Raw genomic sequence first — 17,995 nt, forward strand, 5'->3', positions numbered from 1 at the left:
GATGCGGCAAATCCGCTACACGAGCTGCGAAAGTGCGAACAGCGCGATGAGGTTGTAGAACGCGTGCACGGTCGTCACGACCCAGAACGGCGAGCCGCGCTTTTCCTGCTCGATGAGCACCGCCGCCGGCAGTCGCATCAAAAACGCAAACGCCGAATCACCCGAATGCGCCGATGCCCGCGCAAGCCGGTTCATGCATCACACGCGCGAAGTCAGCAGGCGAATGCCCGCCGCGCCGAACACGAGCGCAAGGCACGCATCGAGGCCGCGCTGGATGCGCGTGTAGATGCGCCTTGCGGAGGCCATCGAGAAGAGCGCGGCATAGCCGCCGAACACGCACGCCCCGATGCACAGACAGCCCGCGACGACCACGAGCATATGTCCCGGCCCTTCCCCCGCCGACGAGCCGAGCGCCGCCACCGACATCCACACGAGAATCGCCTTCGGGTTGGTGAGATGCAAGAGCGCGCCGCGTGCGTAGAGCCTGCGCACGCTTTGCCCCTGCGCATCCGCCGATGAAGTCCGCACCGGAGGCTTCAGCGCCGCGCGACCCGATTTGAACGCGAGCCACAGCAGATATAAGCCGCCGCAGATTTTCACGCCGATGAGAAAGCCCGAGTACGCGGTCAGCGCGGCGGACAGGCCGAGCGCCGCGAGCATCGCCCAGAAGAACGAGCCGGACATCACGCCCGCCGCGAATGCGAATGCCGCGCGCCGGCCCGACGTGCTGGCAATCGACATGATCGCGAGATTGCTCGGCCCGGGACTCGCGGTGCCGACGAAATAAGCCGAGTAGGCAAGGAGCAGATTGGCGCTGAGCAAGGCGTGGCCGTTCATGGCGTTGGCGTCTCCGATTCGATTTATCGACATTCTGACCGGAGAAACGCGCCCTCGTCCATGAACGGCTGGCATTCGCGCGGGCAGGCCAGTTCCTTGCGAACCGGCGCGGCGGTGCTATCTTTGAAGGCGCGCAAGGCGCCGCACGTCTCCATCCGATGCACCCTCACACAAGGACACATCATGGCGAAGGTACTGGTTCTCTACTATTCGATGTACGGCCACGTCGAAACGATGGCGCAGGCGATAGCCGAAGGTGCAAGCGGCGTCGCGGGCGCGGAAGTCACGGTCAAACGCGTGCCCGAAACGATTCCCGCCGACCAGGCCGCGAAGATCGGCGTGAAGCTCGATCAGCAGGCGAGCGTCGCCACCGTCGACGAACTCGCGGATTACGACGCGATCATCTTCGGCACGCCGACGCGCTTCGGCAACATGGCGGGCCAGATGCGCACCTTTCTCGACCAGACCGGCGGGCTGTGGGTGAAAGGCGCGCTCGTCGGCAAGATCGGCAGCGTGTTTTCATCGACCGCTTCGCAGCATGGCGGACAGGAAACCACGATCACGTCGTTTCATAACACGCTGCTGCATCACGGCATGGTGATCGTCGGCGTGCCGTATGCCTGCGCCGGGCTCACGAACATGAGCGAGATTTCAGGCGGCACGCCCTATGGCGCGACGACGATGGCATCCGCCGACGGCAGCCGCCAGCCTACGCAGAACGAACTCGATATCGCGCGCTATCAGGGCAAGCATGTCGCCGAACTGGCGACGAAGCTCGCCGGATAGAAATCGAAGCTACGCTCACGCTTCGACGTCGAGCTTCACTTCGTAGAGCGACTTGCCGTCCAGGTCGTGCAGCGAGACCGTCATCGCGCGGCTGACGGGATCGATCTTCGCGCGGCCGTAAAACTGTTGCAGCGACGCGGGCGAGCGGTTCTGCGGATTGTCCTTCGGCACGCTCACGTAGCGCAGTTCCGGACCGAACGTCGTGTCGAGATCGTTGGGTCCGAAGGTGCCCGCGTTGATCGGGCCGCCTACGAATTCCCAGAACGGCTTGAACTCGGTGAACTTCGCGCGCGACGGATCGTAATGCGTCGCCTGTGCGTAGTGCACATCGGCCGTGATCCACACGACGTTCCTGATGTCCTCCTGCTTGATGAAGCGCAGGATCTCCGCGAGCTCCAGTTCGCGGCCGAGCGGCGCGCCGTTTTCGGCGTTGGCCCACGCCTCGAACGTGCCCTTCGGCACGTCGGGGTTCGCATCGGGGACGACGAGCGAGATCGGCATGTCGCTCGCGATCACCTTCCATGTCGCGCGCGACGCCTTCAACGACGCCTTCAGCCACGCCGTCTGCTGCGAGCCGAGAAACGCCGAATCCGCATCGAGACGGGTCTGTCTGTTCGGCGAGTTCGCGCCGCGATACGACCGCTCGTCGAGCATGAACACGTCGAGCAGCGGACCGAACTGAAAGCCGCGATACACCTGCTCCGGATCGAGCTGATTGATGCGATACGGGTTGTATTCGAACATCGCCTGCTTCGCGCGCGCTTCGAGCAGATTGATCGAGCGCACCTGATAACGCTTCTCCGCGTCGCCGATTCTCTGGCCCGGATACCAGTTGTTGCGCACTTCGTGATCGTCCCATTGCACGAGGAACGGCACTTCCGCGGCGAAGCGGCGCTTGTTCCTGTCGAGCTGGTTGTAGGCGAAGGCCGCGCGGTAATCGTCGAGCGTCTGCGCGACATGCGACTTGCCTTCGGTGACGATGTTGGTCCACATGGAACCGTCGGGCAGCTTCACTTCCGATTCGATCACGCTGTCAGCGTAAATCTGGTCGCCCTGATGGATGAAGAAGTCCGGCGCTTCGCGGCGCATCGCCTCATAGATGCGATAGCCGCCGAAGCGCTCGTTGATGCCCCAGCCCTGCCCCGCTTCATCGCCGGAGAAGACGAACGTGACCGGCTTGTTCGCATCGAGCGATGCCGTGCGCAGGCGTCCCGTCACCGGCTCGCTATATGCCTTGCCATCGACGAGATCCTGAAAGCGCACGCGATAGAACACGTCGGCGGCAGGCGGCAGGCCGGTCAGATCGACGCGCGCCGTGAAGCCGCTGCTGTCGAGCGCAGCCGGCCCGATGCGACGCTGGAAGGTATCGAAGCGCTCGCTCGTCGAATACTCGACGATCATGCGCGCCGGCCGGTCCGTGCGGCTCCAGACGATGCCGCTCGTCGCCGTGACATCGCCGCTCATCACGCCGCCGGGCAGTTGCGGACGCAACCTGTCCGCGGTGACGACGGCGGGCGCGACGCCTTGCGCGAGGGCATCGGCGAGACCCGCGCCCGTAAGCGCGAGTCCCGTGCCGGAAACGAGACCCTTCAACAAGGTGCGTCGGGACGGCTTGACGATGCGATCCGGCATGGCGAGCTTCCTATTGGACTTTACGATGGAGTAGTGACGCGCTGCGTCGAATCGACGATGGTAAATCCTAACGGTGTCGCTTTTGTTTCAACGGCCGCTACATGCCCCGCATGATTGGATGCGATCAGCACGCGGCGATTGCTGTAACGGCTCACCGCGTCTGACACGCGCTCTTCCCAGAAGCGCCAGTTCGTCGCTTTCGTGCGGCCGATCACGATGAGGTCGGCATCGAACTCGCGCGCCGCCTGCGCGATCACGCGCCCGAGCGTCGTGCGCGCGGGCAGGTCCATCGTCACGCACACGCCGTTGATGCTCGACGCGCGTATCGCCTGGAGCGTGCGCTTCTCGATTCCGCGCGCGAGTTCATCGACATGCGCGAGCGCCGCGCCGCAGTCGTACTGCGCGGACGATATCGCCCAGAACGGCGTACGGTCCACCACATGAAGGGCGGTGAGGCGTGCGTTGCATTCGCGGGCCCGCGCGATGCCGAGCGCGAGCGCGGCGTGGCTGTATCCCGGGCCCACTGCGACGAGAATGTGCTTTTGCATGATGTCGTCTCCGTTCGATGATTCGCGCGCTTCAATGCATGCGCCACGTGCGCTTCACGGCATCGATCACGGCGGCTTCGGTGCAGGTCATCATGCCGTCCGCGACCACCGCCGATTCGCAGAGCGTGAGCACGTCGCGTCTCATGCGCTCGTCGCGCACTTCTTCCGCGAGCTGCTGCACGATGCCTGAATCGACCCGACACGCGTCGTCCCACGTGAGATAGGAGCATCGCGTGAGGTCTTCGCAGACCTCGCGCACCACCTCGTGCAACTCGCCTGCGTGAAGCCCGAGCCGCGCATAGAAGCCGCGCTTTTCGAGCTCTTCGATTTCCGCACTGCCGATATGCCCGTCCGCGATGAGCGACATCACGACGATGCGCGCGGCCGCGCGGGGACTGTCCGATGGGTAGTGGCGCATGGCATTTCTCCTCGATGAAACGTCGTCAACGAAAGGCAGTGCGATGGTTTCGATCGGGACCGCGCCGCCTGGATGCTTCGCATCGTAGGCGTGGACAATGAGCGTCGAATGAGCGAGCGGTGTGCAGTTCGATGTCTGCGCAGATCGAACAATCGCATTTAAAAGCGTTGGTCAGCGCACGACAGTTCACTTTTCTTCGCCAGCTTCCGAACGCTGCCAAAGCCTTGCCGGACAAGGCTCTGGCGCGTTTCGCCCAGCGCCTGGCATAGCCGATGCATAAGGCATTGCCGTCGCGTCATGACTGCCTGCCACTGTTTGACGCGACCGGGCCGGCCGCCTCGTGCGCCGGCCCGTTTCTTCCGGCGCCGCGGCTTTCGTATCGCGAGTTACCGGCGGCACGCGCAGGCGCCAAGGAGACAACCATGAACAATTTCGATGACGCCTTCGAAGCGCTGATCGGCAGCGAAGGCGGTTACTCGTTTCATCCGGCGGACCCGGGCGGCGAAACGATGTGGGGCGTGACGGCGCGCGTCGCGCGTGGCTACGGTTATGCCGGCGCGATGAAGGATCTGCCGCTCGAACTCGCGAAGCGCATCGCGAAGCAGAAGTACTGGGATCCACTGCATCTCGACGAATTCGATCCGCGCGTCGCGTTCCAGATCTTCGATGCGAACTACAACGGCGGTCTCGTCGTGCTGTGGATGCAGAAGGCATCGGGCGCGAAGGAAGACGGCAAGTTCGGCCCCGATACCGTCGATGCCGTGAAAGCCGCCGATCCGATGCGCTTCGTCCTGCGTTTCATCGCATATCGATTGCGTTATCTGAAGGGCCTGCATGCCTGGCCGACGTTCAGCCGCGGCTGGACCGATCGCATGGCGACGAATCTTCTCCTGGGAGCAGCATGATGGACTGGACGAAAGTGGCGGCAACCATCGGCGCGAAGGCGCCTCTTCTGGCGGGTCTCATCGGCGGGCCGGTCGGGCTCGGCGTGAGCACGGCGGCCGCGATCATCTCGCATGCGCTCGGTACGCCGAGTGATCCGGATGTCGTCGAGACCGCGCTCAACGATCCCGCCGCGCTCGACAAGATCAGTCAGGCGGAGAACGCAAACTCGTTGCAGCTGCAGCAACTCGTGGTGGCGGCGGCGCAGGCGCGCCTGTCGTTCGAAGCGGACATGGCGCGCATCGCGGCGGGCGATCGCGCCGATGCGCGCGCAATGGGTATCGCGAACAAGGACTGGGTGCCGAAGGTTCTCGCGATGTGCGTCACGGCCGGCTTCTTCGGCATTCTGCTGTTGATGGCGCTGCGCGCGTTGCCCGAGCCGAACCGCGATCTCGTGAACGTCGTGGTCGGCGCGCTCGGGACCGCATGGATCAGCATCATCGGGTATTACTTCGGGACGTCGGCGGGCTCGATGCGCAAGACCGAACTGCTCGCGCAACCAAGCGTGCCGATCACATCGGAGACCGCCGTCACGTTGCGCGATCCCGCGCCGTCGTCGGCCGGGCGCGATCAGTCCGGCGCGAGCATCGACCATGCACCGCGCACGTTCGTGCCGGGCGGACAAGGTCCGATCTTCACGGGCGCGTCCTGAGCTTGTTCGCGTCAGAGTCCGGTGCGCGGATCGTAGGGGCGCGCCGGATGATGCGCGATGTTCTCGAACTGCGGCCGGATCGCATCGCTGAAGGTGGTCTTCTGCTGATCGTTCAGGCTGCCGTAGAACTTGAGCCAAGCTTTCGCCGATTGCTCGGACAAGGGCGCGTCCTGCTGCCGGATCTTCTGGTCCAGCGCGTGCAGCGCGGGGAGATCGAGTATCGGCTGCTTGAGCATCGTCTGGATGCGCGCCTGCATCTGGTCCGCGTTCATGCGCTCCGACGAATGGCTCTCGCGCATCGCGTCGAGCGCGGCCTGCCACTGCACTTCCTGATCGGCGCTGAGGTTCAGTCGATCGTGGAGCGTGCGCACGTCGAACGGCTGCACGCGGGCGGGCGCGGCGTTATCCATCGGCAGTGCCTGAGCGTAGACCGGCGCGGAGCCGAGCCCGAGCGAAAGCGCGGTGACGACGGATAACGCCGAGAGCTTGAGAAGCAAGCCGGTGCTTCGTGCCTTGCGCGCGTTCGCCGATGCGTTGAGCTGGGTCATGTCCTTCCCCTTTCCTTTTGTCGATGTGCGGATGTGGTTGAGCGGGTGTGTCGCCGCAACCATGGAAAGGAGTGTAGGGAGGGGGAATTAGGTGAAAGTGAGGGCGTTCGTCCGCCGTGCGGCGCTCCCGAAAATCCTCACCTCTGAGCCGTTGACACCCGCCGCAAAGCCTTTGAACACGGGCTTCGGCAGCGTCCGGACCACACGGTCCCGAAAACCCTCACCTCAACCCTCAACCCGCTCCATCTAGATCACGTTCAACATCGACAACGCCGTCTCCTGCAACGGCTGCAACACGCGAGCGAGCGCGGCCTCGCCCGTTTCCTTTCCGATCGGCATGTTCGCCGACAACGCCGCCACCACTTCACCATGCCGGTTCTTCATCGGCACCGCGATGCCGCGCACACCCATCTGCAATTGCTGCTCGATCGCGACATAGCCATCGATCCGCGCCTGCCGGATCTTGTCGTAGAGCCTTTCCTTGTTGGTGATCGTGAGCGGCGTGAAAGGCTTGAACTCGGTCGCGTCGAGCCAGCCGCGCACCGCTGTCTCGTTCATGTACGCGAGCATCGCGATGCCGCCCGACATCAGCGCGGCCGGCACGCGCGCGCCGAGCACGAAGCCCGTCGTCATCACGCGCGTCGAACCATTGCGCGCGATGATCACGAGGTCCCAGTCATCGAGCACACTCACGTACACCGATTCGTGAATCAACGCGCTCAACTGCTGCAGATAAGGCTGCACGATGCGCGGCAGCCGCGCCGACTCGAAATACGACCAGCCCATGCGCAGCACGCGCGGCGTCAGGTTGAAGAGCTTGCCGTCGGTCTGCACGTAGCCGAGATGCGCGAGGGTCAGCAGATAGCGGCGCGCCGCCGTGCGCGTGAGGCCGGTGCGCATCGCGGCCTGCGTGGGCGTCATGCGCGCGTGCTGATCGTCGAAGGCTTCGAGGATCGCAAGGCCCTTCTCCAGACCGGCGATCCAGTCGCGTTTGTCGAGTTCCGGTTTAGTCATGCTGACATGCTTGTTTAGTTATGGATCGCCAAGTGTTTCGGCGCTCAAGCAAAGCCTTTTGCTAGTGCTAACCCCCAAAGTGATCGATTATCGGACACACGCGTACGATAATCGCGCAAAATTTATCATAAAGCGTTGATCCAAAGGGGTTGCGCTCTTATTCTCCAATCACTTTCAGAGCGACGCGAAATTCGGGTGTTTCAAACGCCCTGCCGCTCGACCAGGTTTCAGGCTCAACTCCATAAACCCATTGTTCGGAGACATCTCTATGGCTAGCCCCAAGGAAGACGCGCACAGCGGACGCCAGGCGAAGAAGGCCACCGCGAGCGGCTGGATCGGCTCGGCGCTGGAGTATTACGACTTCTTCATTTACGCCCAGGCAGCAGCACTCATTTTCCCGCAATTGTTCTTCCCGTCGGGCAATCCGAAGGTGGCGATCATCGCGTCGCTCGCGACGTACGGCGTGGGTTACGTTGCCCGTCCGATCGGCGCATTCGTGCTCGGCCATCTGGGCGACACGCACGGCCGGAAGAACGTGCTGCTCATCTGCATGTTCCTGATGGGTTTCTCGACGATGGCCGTCGGTCTCCTGCCGACGTATCACAGCGTCGGCATGCTGGCTCCGGCGTTGCTCGTCGTGCTGCGTCTGGTTCAGGGCTTCGCGGTGGCGGGTGAAATCTCCGGCGCGAGCTCGATGATTCTGGAGCATGCGCCGTTCGGACGCCGCGGCTACTACGCGAGCTTCACGTTGCAGGGCGTGCAGGCTGGCCAGATTCTCGCCGCCGCCGTGTTCCTGCCGCTCGCCACGTTCATGCCGGAAGACATGTTCAACTCCTGGGGCTGGCGCATTCCGTTCCTGCTGTCGGCGTTCGTGCTGGTCGCGGGCTACATCATCCGGAAGGAAGTGCATGAAACGCCGGCGTTCACGTCCGAAGAGTCGCACGGCGATCTGCCGAAGTCGCCGATCAAGGAAGCGTTCGCCAACAGCACGCCCGATATGATCCGCGTCGTCTGCATGGCGCTGATGAACGTGATTCCCGTCGTCGCGACGATCTTCGGTGCGGCGTATGCGGTGCAGTCTTCGTATGGCATCGGCTTTCACAAGAGCGTGTATCTGTGGATCCCGGTGGTCGGCAACATCGTCGCGGTGCTGGTGATTCCGTTCGTCGGCAACCTGTCGGACAAGATCGGCCGTCGCCCGATGATGATCGGCGGCTCGCTGATCTCCGGTGTGCTGGCGTTCGCGTATCTCTATGCGATCAGCATCCACAGCGTCCCGCTCGCGTTCCTGATGTCGCTTCTGATGTGGGGCGTCGTGTATCAAGGCTACAACGCGATCTTCCCGAGCTTCTATCCGGAACTGTTCCCGACCCGCTCGCGTGTTTCGGCGATGGCGATTGCGCAGAACATCGGCACGACGATCACCGCGCTCCTGCCCGCCCTGTTCGCAGCGGTTGCGCCCCCGGGATCGAACAACATCCCGGTGACGGTCGGCGCGATTGCCTTCGGCGTGACGATCATCGCGGCGATCGCGGCTTACTCGGCGCGTGAAACGTATCGCATCCGCCTGAACGATCTGGGCAAGAAGGACGCTGTGCCGATGAGCGAGCAGGAATACGAGCGTCTGCGTGCCGATTCGATTTCCGTGGACAAGGTGGCGAAGGCGCGCCACGCGTAAAGGTGACCGTGTTGGAGTGATTTGCCGGGCCCTTCGGGGCCCGTTTTTTTTTGCGCGCGGCCGGCATTCGCATCTTCACCCCGCATCGCGATAACATGAATGCCCTCTCATCGATGACACAGAGGCATGAATGTCCGCCTTCAATGAACGCATCCTCAACGGCATCAGCGTGTTCGCCGCGATCGTCGATGCGGGCACCTTCGCCGCAGCCGGCGATCGGCTCGGCATGTCGCAGCCCGGCGTGAGCCGTGCGATCGCGCGTCTCGAAGCGCGCCTGAAGATCCGTCTGTTCGATCGCACCACGCGCAGCGTTGCTCTCACCGACGATGGCCGGCGTTTCTTCGAGCACGTCATGCCGCATCTCGCGGGACTGGAGGAAGCCGCGGCCACTGCATCGGAGGGCGCGACGGCCGTGCGCGGCCGCTTGCGCGTGAATGTCGATCCGATCTTCTCGCGGCTATTGCTCGGCCCGAAGCTCGATGCGTTCCTGAACGCGCATCCCGACCTGCAACTGGAGCTCATCACGAGCGATCGTCTCGGCGATATCATCGCGGACGGCTTCGATCTCGCCGTGCGCTTCGGCGAGCCGCGCGATTCGAGCCTTATCGCGCGCAAGCTGCTCGATACGCCGGTGCGCACCGTCGCCGCGCCCTCGTACATCAAGCGGCACGGCAAGCCCGCGACGCCGCAGGCGCTCGCCGACGACACGCACACCTGCATCGAGTTTCGCGATCCCGAGACGGCGCGGCCGTTCGCGTGGGAGTTTCATCGCAAGAAGAAGCGTCTGACCGTGCAGACGCGCGGCCGGCTTACGCTCAACGATCCCGGCACGATGCTCAGCACGATTCTCTCGGGCTATGGCATCGCGCAGATTCTGCTGCTCGGCCACGAACACCTGCTTACCGATGGCAAGCTCGTCGATCTTTTCCCCGACTGGCCCGACGAGCGCTTTCCGCTCTATGCGTTTTATCCGTCGCGGCATCATCCGCCTGCGAAGACGCGCGCGTTTCTCGATCTCGTCATCGCGCTGACGGACGCGAGTTGAAGAAGACGCTTCAACGCAATGCTTTCTCGAACCAGTGATCCGCATAAGGCTCGTCGCTGAACGCGGCGACCTCGACATAACCCGATCGCCGATACAGTCCGACCGCCTCCGCGAGCGCCTTGTTCGTTTCGAGGCGCAGGACCTTCGCGCCGCTCTGCCGTGCGTGCCTTTCGGCTTCTTCGAGCAATCGGCGTCCTAGGCCCAGTCCGCGAGCGGCCTCGCTCACCCACATGCGTTTCAACTCGGCCGGAGCCGCGCCGTGAAACTTGAGCGCGACACAGCCTACCGCCGCGCCGCGAAGCCTCGCCACGATCAGCGCGCCCTGCGGCGCGGTCAGTTCACGCGCATCGGCTGACAGGCTGAGTGACGGATCGAAGCCCGCATAGAAGCGCGCATTCAACTCGGCGAAGTATTGATCGATGCACCATTGCGCATCGACGCTCGTCGGATCTTCGACCTCGAAACGTATCAGCGACGGCAGCAGCAAGCGCTCGACTTCGGCCATCGCTGCGATCAGCCGCTGGCGCTGCGCCTCGTTTAACGGCGCCAGCATGCCGCCCGCGACGGCATCGGAGAGCCGTTCGAGTTCCTCGCGTTCGGCGCGGCCCGCTTTGGTCAAGCTGGCGCGGCGCACCCTGCGGTCTTCGGGACGAGACTCGATTGCGACGAGACCCTGCCGCTCCAGCGCGGCGAGCGTGCGGCTCAGATAGCCCGAGTCGAGGCCGAGGCGCTCGCGCAGCACGCGAAGATCGACACCCTGAGCCCCGATCTCCCAGACGAGCCGCGACTCGCCCATCGGACGGCCGCGCCCGAGAAAATGATCGTTGAGCGCACCGATGCCCTCGGCAACGGTGCGGTTGAAGCTTCGAATCTGGCTGATGTCGGTCGGGTTCATGTCTCTGACTCTAGTCAGAGAATCAACCGACGTCAATCCGAATTCACTTCACAGCGTGACAGGCTTTTCACTGCGCGCGCTTTCGATGATCGCCGCAAGCGTCGCGGCATTGTCGAGGCTCACCTGCGCGTAGTACTCGATCGCGGCGGCGTCGCGCGTCTCGATCATGCGCGCGAAGCTTTCCGCCGCGAAGAGGAAACCGCTGCCCACATCGGACGCGACCGGCTCGAACGGCACCGAATTCGGAATGCCGCGCCGCACGCGCATCTGGCTCGGCAGATAGCCGTATTGATCGCCGGCCGTCTGCGCGCTCGTGTGATTGAGATACTCGGTGTCGATCGTGCCCTTCGAGCCGATGATCGTCGCGTATCGATGATTCGCCGCATCCATCGAGCACGAGACCTGCGCGCGACGGCCATCGGCATAGACGAGCGTCGCCATGAGGCTGATGTCGACCTTGCTGTCCGCCCACGTCGCGACCGCATCGACGCGCTGCGGGGCGCTACCCATCACGAGCCGGATGAGGCTCAGCGGATAGCTGCCCGCGTCGAGCAGCGCGCCGCCGCCGAGCTCGGGCTTCATGCGGATATTCGCGCCGGGATTGCCCACCGTGAAGCCGAAGCTCGCCTGAATCGCGCGCACCTCGCCGATCGCGCCTTCGCCGATCAGCGCCATCATCGCTGCGGTCTGCGGCTGGAAGTAATACGGGAACGATTCGAGCAGCATCACGCCGTTGCGATCGGCGGCCTCGAACATGCGCACGGCTTCGTCGCGATCGAGCGCGAGCGGCTTTTCGCACAGGATGTGCTTGCCGTGATCGGCGGCCTTGATCGCCCATTCGGCATGCAGGCTGTTGGGCAGCGGAATATAGACGGCATCGATATCCGGACTCGCAAGCAGCGCGTCATAGCTGCCGAACCATGTTTCGATGCCGTTCGCTTCCGCGTAGGCTTTCGCGTTATCGTCGCTGCGGCTCGCGACGGCGACGACGCGCACGCGCTCGCTCGGCCTGACATCACGCGCGAATTGCCTGGCGATGTTCGCGGCGCCGAGAATGCCGAGGCGCAGGACGGATGAATCTTGAGTGGAAGACAAGGCGGGCTCCTTGAGTTTGTACCAAATGGTTCATCCTCGAAAGGTAACACATTCGCCCATGCGTCAGGGCGCGCACCGGTCGGGGCGAACCTTCGTGCCGCGCCGGTCGGCGGGCACATGGCAATTGTCGACGCGTTGCTCGTCGCTCGCCTTGTCGCCCAGGCGCTCTTTCAGGGTCTTGGGCTCGGATGCCGCAGCCGGGGCGGCAGCGGGCGCGGCTGCATCGGCTGCAAGCGCGGCGTCGGTCCACGCGAGACATGCGCACAAGAGGACAAACTTCTTCATGATAGGCCCGGCATGAAGGGAGGAAACGACAAGCTTCGTCGCGCACGAGACATGCGACGCCCCGCTTCTTGCGCTTTCATTCACGCATGCATTCCGCTGACGATATCCTTCGCGTGCGCCGTCGATGCAACCGCGCGCAAGCCGCGCACCCGAACGATCAGCCCGCTCGCATCGTCACGATTCGTGATTTCGAGCGTCGCGTGATGCCGTTGCGCGACGCGCAGCGCGATCGCGAGCCCGAGGCCGCTGCCATGCCCCGATGCGCCGACGCAGCGATAGAAACGATCGCATACGCGGCCGATCTCGCTCTCAGGAATGCCCGGGCCGGAGTCGAGCACGGTCAGCGCGATGCCTTCCGCTTCTCGCCGCAAGGTCACGTCGACGCGGCCGCCGTGCGGCGTATGGCGGATCGCATTGTCGAGCAGGTTGTTCACGAGCACGGAAAGCGCCTGCACATCGCCCATCACGGTGAACGCGTCGTGTTCGTCGCGCGCCTGTTCGAGTTCGAGGCCGAGATCAATCGAGCGGGCTTCGGCCAGCAAGGAGAAATCGCTCACGCGTAGCTCGCACAGCGTGCGCAGGCTCATCGGCGCGATGGCCGCCTCGCGCGCGGCATCTTCCCGCGCCATGCTGAGCAGTTGCTGCGCGAGGTGGATCAGCCGGTTCAGGCGGCCATCGATTTTCGCGAGCGTCGCGGCATCGACCTGAAGCGAACCGTCGCCGATTGCGCCCTGGATTTGCAGCTTGAGCGCCGTGAGCGGCGTGCGCAACTCGTGCGCCGCGTCCGCGACGAACGTTCGTTGCGCCTGCGACGCGTCGCCCAGTCGCGCGAGCAAGTCATTCAATGCATTGACGAGGGAATGCAGTTCGACGGGCATCGGCTTGTCGAATGCAATGGGTTCGAGCGACTCCGGCGAGCGCGCGGCGAGCGATTGCGACAGCCAGCGCACCGGCGAGAGCCCGCGCGCGACGACGAACAGCACGATCACGACGATCACCGGTATGAGCAACGCGAGCGGCCAGATCGTGCGCAGCGCGAGCGAGATGGCGAGGTCGTCGCGGATGTAGTAAGGCTGGGCCACCTGCACGAAGCGATCCGGCTGCGCGACGCCGAACGCGCGCCAGCGAAAGCCTTCGCGCTCGGCGGATTCGAAGCCGACGCCAAAGCGCGGCAGCGCCGGCTCGCGCGGCGAGTGATAAATGAGCCGGCCCGAGCGGTCCCATATGTCGATGACGAGCCTGTCGTCCGAAATGCCGTGCAGTTCGTGATCGCGCCCTTGCGCGACGTCGTCGGCGTTGATGTTGTGCGGCAGCGAAAGCGCGACGGTGCGCAGCTCGTAATCGAAGAGCTCGCCCGCTTCCAGCCGCGCCGTGCTGAATATGCCGACGCCCGCGATCAGACACGCGACGCCGAGGCCGCAAATGAGCCATCCGAGCAGCCATCGGCGAATGGATGTCATCCGATCCTCTTCAGGCGATAACCCACGCCGCGCACCGTCACGATTTCCTCCGCGCCGATCTTGCGCCGCAAGCTGTGCACGTGGACTTCGATCGCGTTGCTGCCCACTTCCTCGCCCCAGCCGTACAGCTTCTCTTCCAGCTCCGAGCGGCGAAACACGCGCGACGGTTCTTCGATCAGCGCCTGTAGCAGCGCGAACTCGCGCGGCACGAGATTGAGCGCGACGCCGCCCTTGCTCGCTTCGTGCGCGGCGGGATCGAGGGACAGCTCGCCGTGCGAATACACCGGATGCTTGTGACCCGTGCGGCGTCGCAGGAGCGCGCGCACGCGTGCCGCGAGCTCGTCGAGGTCGAAGGGCTTCATCAGGTAGTCGTCCGCACCGGCATCGAGGCCGCGGATGCGGTCATCGACGGCATCGCGCGCGGTCAGGATCATCACGGGCGCATTGCCGCCGTTCTTGCGATAAGTACCGAGCACGTCGAGACCGTCGCGCTTGGGCAGATTCAAATCGAGCAGCACGAGGTCATATACGCCATTGCCGAGCGAAAGCTCCGCGGCCCGGCCGTCCTGCGCCCAGTCCACGGTGTAACTCGCGCGGCGCAACGCGGCGAGCACGGTCTCCGCGATCATCTCGTCGTCCTCCACCAATAACAGGCGCATGCGCTTTCTCCAGGCTCGAACAGGGGCTCACCGATTCTCCGGCCTGCATGCTTAAGCGCCACTTAAGCTTTGCGCGCTGCCGCACATGGTGGCCCCGTTATCGGCATTGCGCGCGTCCTGCTTAAGCATTGCATAAGCTTCGTCCCCGCACTATACCGTCGAGCGCGCCGATTCGCGGGCGCGCGGCCCGGAGATGCCGATGCGATCGTCCACTCTTGTTTCCCTGCGTGCGAACACGGTGCTGATCGCGTTGTGCATCGCCGCGTCGGATGCAGCGTGGCTCACGGTCTGCGGCTGCACGGGTCACGTGCATGCGCTCGAAAACACCGCGGTGCGCCTCGCGACGCTCGCGAGCGCGGTAGGCATCGTGCTCGTCGTGCGGCACATCGCGAAGCTCGCATTCGATGCCGCCCGCACGGCACGTCGCATCGCATGGGCCGCCGACAGGCTCGTGATCGACGGAACCTCTCCGGGCGACTGGCTGGTGCAGCTCCATGCGGAACTTCATCCCGCCAGCTCCCGGCTAAACGCCGCCGCGCGAGCCTGTCCGCGCGCGGCGGCGTCCTGCAGAGTGCCACGCGGTCGGGCGTGACCTCGGATCTCGCCCGATCCCCTTCACCCGGCCTCTCCGCCGGGTTTTTTTTTTGCCCACGGCCGTTTCTTAGCGCGGCGATACAAGCCGCTTTCACGCGTATTTCAATGTGCATTCGTTCGCTTATCTAAGCATCTCTTAAGGTTCGCGAAGGCAGGCTTCGGGTTCTCGACACGCATTCGAATCCTTGCGATGTGCAAGGCAACTGTGGAGATCCTCATGCCGTGGTTCATGTGCTGCATCCGGACGCGACGATCATGACGGCGCATTCGGTTCCGTTGTTCGTATGGCTCGTCATCGCGCTGTGCTGCGCCGCGACGTGCCACGCGACATTCGCCGCGCTCGTGTTTCCCGGTTTGCGCGGCGCGGCCGGCGCGCGGCGCGGCGACGACACGCCCGGCTCCGTCAGCGTGCTGAAACCGCTGTGCGGCACCGAGCCGCGCCTGTACTCCAACCTCGAAACCTTCTGCACGCAGACGCATCCGTCATATCAACTGCTGTTCGGCGTGGCGAGCGCGTCCGATCCGGCGGCGGGCGTCGTCGAGCGGCTCGCGCGCGCTTTTCCGAAGCTCGACATCGAACTCGTGATCGACGGCACCGCGCACGGCAGCAATCGCAAGGTGGGCAATCTCATCAATCTCGCCGCGCGCGCGAAGCACGATCTCATCGTGATCGCGGACAGCGACATCGCCGTCGAGCCGGACTATCTCGTGCGCGTGACCGGGCCGCTCGCCGACGCGAACGTGGGCGTCGTCACCTGCCTGTATCGCGCGCGGCGCGTGGGCGGCTTCTGGTCGCGCATCGGCGCGCTGTTCATCGACGAATGGTTCGCGCCTTCGGTGCACGTGGCCAATGTGCTCGGTCAGAATCGCTTCGGCTTCGGCGCGACGCTCGCGCTCAGGCGCGACACGCTCGCGAAAAGCGGCGGCTTCGAAGCCGTGCGCGACTGTCTCGCGGACGATTACTGGCTCGCGGAGCACGTGCGCGCGCTCGGCTTGCGCACGGTGCTGTCCGACGTGGTTGTCACCACCGACGTGATCGAACACGATCTGGCCTCGCTCTGGCGCCGCGAAACGCGCTGGCTGCGCACGATCCGCTCGGTCAATCCGCTCGGCTTCGCGTGCCTGTGCGTCACGTTCACCACGCCCTGGCTTCTGACGAGCGCAATCCTCGGGCTCGGCTTCGAGCACGGCACCGAGACCGCGCAAAGCATCGCGGACACCATCGTCGATCTGAGCACGTCGCTCGGTCTTTCCGCGCGGCTTCTGCTGCACTGGCGCGCCGCACGCTCATGGCGCGCGTTCTGGCGCGATCTCCCGTTCATTCCGTTGCGCGACCTGCTGATGTGGCTGCAATGGCTCGCCGCATCGTTCGGATCGAGCGTCATGTGGCGCGGCGTGCGCATTCCGCTCGACGACGCACGCGAGCGCTACGACGCCAACGCCTCCGACAGTCAATAACATATTCACCGGACCTCGCACCATGAAGCACACGCTTTTCCTTCAGGCGCCCTCTTTCGACGGCTTCGACGGCGGCGCCGGCTCGCGCTATCAGGCGAAGCGCGAAATCCGTTCGTTCTGGTATCCGACGTGGCTCGCGCAGCCTGCCGCGCTCGTGCCCGGTTCACGCGTGCTCGATGCGCCCGCCGACGGCGTGTCGGTCGAAGCGACGCTCGATATCGCCGCGCAGCACGAACTCGTGATCATCCATACGAGCACGCCTTCGTTTCCCACGGATGCTTTGTTCGCCGAGAAACTGAAGGCGCGCGCGCCGCGCGTCGTGATCGGCATGGTGGGCGCGAAGGTGGCCGTCGATGCGCACAACTCGCTCGCCGCGAGCGAGGCGATCGACTTCGTGTGCCGCGAGGAATTCGATTTCACCTGCCGGGAGATTGCCGAGGGCCGCGCGTTCGCCGATATCAAGGGACTCAGCTATCGCCTGCCCGATGGCTCGATCGAACACAACGAAGCGCGCCCGATCCTCGAAAACATGGACGAGCTGCCGTTCGTCGCGCCGGTCTACAAGCGCGATCTCAAGATCGACAACTATTTCATCGGCTATCTGAAGCATCCGTATGTGTCGATCTACACCGGACGCGGCTGCCGTTCACGCTGCACGTTCTGCCTTTGGCCGCAGACGGTCGGCGGACATCGCTATCGCGTGCGCTCGGTCGAGAACGTGCTCGCGGAAGTGAAGTGGATTCGCGACAACATGCCCGAAGTGAAAGAGATCATGTTCGACGACGACACCTTCACCGACTTCAAGCCGCGCGTCGAAGAGATCGCGCGCGGGCTCGGCAAGCTCGGCGTCACATGGTCATGCAACGCGAAGGCGAACGTGCCTTATGCGACGCTCAAGATCATGAAGGAGAACGGCTTGCGGCTTCTGCTCGTGGGCTATGAATCCGGCGACGATCAAATCCTCCTGAACATCAAGAAGGGCCTGCGCACGGATATCGCGCGGCGCTTCGCGGACGATTGCCGCAAGCTCGGCATCAAGGTGCATGGCACGTTCATCCTCGGCTTGCCGGGCGAAACGAAAGAGACGATCGAAAAGACCATTCGATACGCGAAGGAGATCAACCCGCATACGATCCAGGTTTCGCTCGCGGCGCCCTATCCCGGCACGACGCTCTATAACCAGGCGGTGGAGAACGGCTGGCTCGCGGAGAACAAGGTCATCAATCTCGTGAGCAAGGAAGGCGTGCAACTGGCCGCTATCGGTTATCCGCATCTGTCGCGCGAAGAGATCTATCATGATCTCGAACGCTTCTACAAACGCTTCTATTTCCGTCCGTCGAAGATCTGGGAGATCGTGCGCGAAATGCTCACGAGCTGGGAAATGATGACGCGGCGCCTGCGCGAAGGCGTCGAGTTCTTCCGCTTCCTGCGCGCACACGAGGCATGATG

21 protein-coding genes are annotated in these 17,995 nt (G+C 64.1%); 9 read left to right on the top strand and 12 right to left on the bottom strand.

Going from position 1 to position 17,995, the window contains the following annotated elements; translation table 11 throughout:
• Positions 1–15 precede the first annotated feature (15 nt).
• Positions 16–195, bottom strand: coding sequence for a hypothetical protein (locus PQR08_RS05690; RefSeq protein WP_250485186.1), 180 nt, complete (start codon positions 193–195; stop codon positions 16–18).
• A 3-nt stretch (positions 196–198) separates the two neighbouring features.
• Positions 199–837, bottom strand: coding sequence for a LysE family translocator (locus PQR08_RS05695; RefSeq protein WP_187605430.1), 639 nt, complete (start codon positions 835–837; stop codon positions 199–201).
• Between the two features lie 183 nt (positions 838–1,020).
• Here PQR08_RS05695 and wrbA point away from each other — a divergent pair, with 183 nt between their 5' ends.
• Positions 1,021–1,623 carry an NAD(P)H:quinone oxidoreductase gene (wrbA, locus tag PQR08_RS05700; protein ID WP_238293595.1) on the top strand — a complete coding sequence of 201 codons (603 nt, stop codon included), beginning with the start codon at positions 1,021–1,023 and terminating at the stop codon, positions 1,621–1,623.
• Positions 1,624–1,638: 15 nt separating this feature from the next.
• Here the strand turns inward: wrbA and PQR08_RS05705 are convergent, their stop codons facing one another.
• The 3 genes from PQR08_RS05705 to PQR08_RS05715 are packed head-to-tail and all read right to left on the bottom strand — an operon-like array spanning position 1,639 to position 4,221.
• Positions 1,639–3,255, bottom strand: a complete 1,617-nt coding sequence (locus PQR08_RS05705) for an alkaline phosphatase D family protein (RefSeq protein ID WP_238293593.1) — start codon at positions 3,253–3,255, stop codon at positions 1,639–1,641.
• Between the two features lie 20 nt (positions 3,256–3,275).
• Positions 3,276–3,803, bottom strand: coding sequence for a universal stress protein (locus tag PQR08_RS05710; RefSeq protein ID WP_250485187.1), 528 nt, complete (start codon positions 3,801–3,803; stop codon positions 3,276–3,278).
• A 31-nt stretch (positions 3,804–3,834) separates the two neighbouring features.
• Positions 3,835–4,221 (bottom strand): hypothetical protein, encoded by a 387-nt coding sequence (locus tag PQR08_RS05715; RefSeq protein WP_035502822.1) that lies wholly within the window; start codon positions 4,219–4,221, stop codon positions 3,835–3,837.
• 131 nt (positions 4,222–4,352) lie between these two features.
• On the opposite strand from PQR08_RS05715, the gene PQR08_RS05720 reads away from it, so the two are divergent.
• The 3 genes from PQR08_RS05720 (at position 4,353) to PQR08_RS05730 (ending at position 5,815) form a co-directional block, all read left to right on the top strand.
• A complete protein-coding gene (locus PQR08_RS05720; RefSeq protein WP_250485188.1) occupies positions 4,353–4,490 on the top strand; it encodes a hypothetical protein in 138 nt (45 codons plus the stop codon).
• Between the two features lie 153 nt (positions 4,491–4,643).
• On the top strand, positions 4,644–5,126 hold the full coding sequence (locus PQR08_RS05725) for a glycoside hydrolase family 108 protein (protein WP_035502886.1): 483 nt from the start codon (positions 4,644–4,646) through the stop codon (positions 5,124–5,126).
• A complete protein-coding gene (locus tag PQR08_RS05730; protein ID WP_238293637.1) occupies positions 5,126–5,815 on the top strand; it encodes a hypothetical protein in 690 nt (229 codons plus the stop codon). The genes PQR08_RS05725 and PQR08_RS05730 overlap by 1 nt, the downstream gene beginning before the upstream one ends.
• Positions 5,816–5,826: 11 nt before the next feature.
• Here the strand turns inward: PQR08_RS05730 and PQR08_RS05735 are convergent, their stop codons facing one another.
• Positions 5,827–6,363, bottom strand: a complete 537-nt coding sequence (locus PQR08_RS05735; protein WP_238293589.1) for a Spy/CpxP family protein refolding chaperone — start codon at positions 6,361–6,363, stop codon at positions 5,827–5,829.
• Between the two features lie 246 nt (positions 6,364–6,609).
• Positions 6,610–7,377, bottom strand: coding sequence for an IclR family transcriptional regulator domain-containing protein (locus PQR08_RS05740; protein ID WP_238293585.1), 768 nt, complete (start codon positions 7,375–7,377; stop codon positions 6,610–6,612).
• 268 nt (positions 7,378–7,645) lie between these two features.
• Here PQR08_RS05740 and PQR08_RS05745 point away from each other — a divergent pair, with 268 nt between their 5' ends.
• Together PQR08_RS05745 and PQR08_RS05750 are read left to right on the top strand one after the other, a co-directional pair.
• Entirely contained in the window at positions 7,646–9,055 is a 1,410-nt protein-coding gene (locus tag PQR08_RS05745) for an MFS transporter (RefSeq protein WP_250485189.1), read from the top strand.
• A 130-nt stretch (positions 9,056–9,185) separates the two neighbouring features.
• Positions 9,186–10,100: a LysR family transcriptional regulator gene (locus tag PQR08_RS05750; protein WP_250485190.1), complete on the top strand. Its 915-nt coding sequence runs from the start codon at positions 9,186–9,188 to the stop codon at positions 10,098–10,100.
• A 10-nt stretch (positions 10,101–10,110) separates the two neighbouring features.
• Here PQR08_RS05750 and PQR08_RS05755 read toward each other — a convergent pair whose 3' ends face one another.
• The 5 genes from PQR08_RS05755 to PQR08_RS05775 all read right to left on the bottom strand — a co-directional run bounded on the left by PQR08_RS05755 (position 10,111) and on the right by PQR08_RS05775 (position 14,494).
• Positions 10,111–10,995 carry a bifunctional helix-turn-helix transcriptional regulator/GNAT family N-acetyltransferase gene (locus PQR08_RS05755; protein ID WP_250485191.1) on the bottom strand — a complete coding sequence of 295 codons (885 nt, stop codon included), beginning with the start codon at positions 10,993–10,995 and terminating at the stop codon, positions 10,111–10,113.
• 48 nt (positions 10,996–11,043) lie between these two features.
• Complete coding sequence (locus PQR08_RS05760; RefSeq protein ID WP_250485192.1) at positions 11,044–12,090, bottom strand: Gfo/Idh/MocA family protein; 1,047 nt, start codon at positions 12,088–12,090, stop codon at positions 11,044–11,046.
• Between the two features lie 63 nt (positions 12,091–12,153).
• Positions 12,154–12,375 carry a hypothetical protein gene (locus PQR08_RS05765; RefSeq protein WP_250485194.1) on the bottom strand — a complete coding sequence of 74 codons (222 nt, stop codon included), beginning with the start codon at positions 12,373–12,375 and terminating at the stop codon, positions 12,154–12,156.
• Positions 12,376–12,455: 80 nt separating this feature from the next.
• Positions 12,456–13,835 carry an ATP-binding protein gene (locus PQR08_RS05770; protein WP_250485196.1) on the bottom strand — a complete coding sequence of 460 codons (1,380 nt, stop codon included), beginning with the start codon at positions 13,833–13,835 and terminating at the stop codon, positions 12,456–12,458.
• Positions 13,832–14,494: a response regulator gene (locus PQR08_RS05775; protein ID WP_035502804.1), complete on the bottom strand. Its 663-nt coding sequence runs from the start codon at positions 14,492–14,494 to the stop codon at positions 13,832–13,834. The genes PQR08_RS05770 and PQR08_RS05775 overlap by 4 nt, the downstream gene beginning before the upstream one ends.
• Positions 14,495–14,693: 199 nt before the next feature.
• Here PQR08_RS05775 and PQR08_RS05780 point away from each other — a divergent pair, with 199 nt between their 5' ends.
• From PQR08_RS05780 to hpnJ, 3 genes are all read left to right on the top strand, one after another.
• Positions 14,694–15,086 carry a hypothetical protein gene (locus PQR08_RS05780; RefSeq protein ID WP_250485198.1) on the top strand — a complete coding sequence of 131 codons (393 nt, stop codon included), beginning with the start codon at positions 14,694–14,696 and terminating at the stop codon, positions 15,084–15,086.
• Positions 15,087–15,343: 257 nt separating this feature from the next.
• Complete coding sequence (hpnI, locus tag PQR08_RS05785) at positions 15,344–16,546, top strand: bacteriohopanetetrol glucosamine biosynthesis glycosyltransferase HpnI (RefSeq protein ID WP_250485267.1); 1,203 nt, start codon at positions 15,344–15,346, stop codon at positions 16,544–16,546.
• A 22-nt stretch (positions 16,547–16,568) separates the two neighbouring features.
• On the top strand, positions 16,569–17,993 hold the full coding sequence (gene hpnJ, locus PQR08_RS05790; protein ID WP_250485204.1) for a hopanoid biosynthesis associated radical SAM protein HpnJ: 1,425 nt from the start codon (positions 16,569–16,571) through the stop codon (positions 17,991–17,993).
• Positions 17,994–17,995 lie beyond the last annotated feature (2 nt).

It is taken from the genome of Caballeronia jiangsuensis, from assembly GCF_046030135.1.
Classification (GTDB): Bacteria; Pseudomonadota; Gammaproteobacteria; order Burkholderiales; family Burkholderiaceae; genus Caballeronia; species Caballeronia jiangsuensis.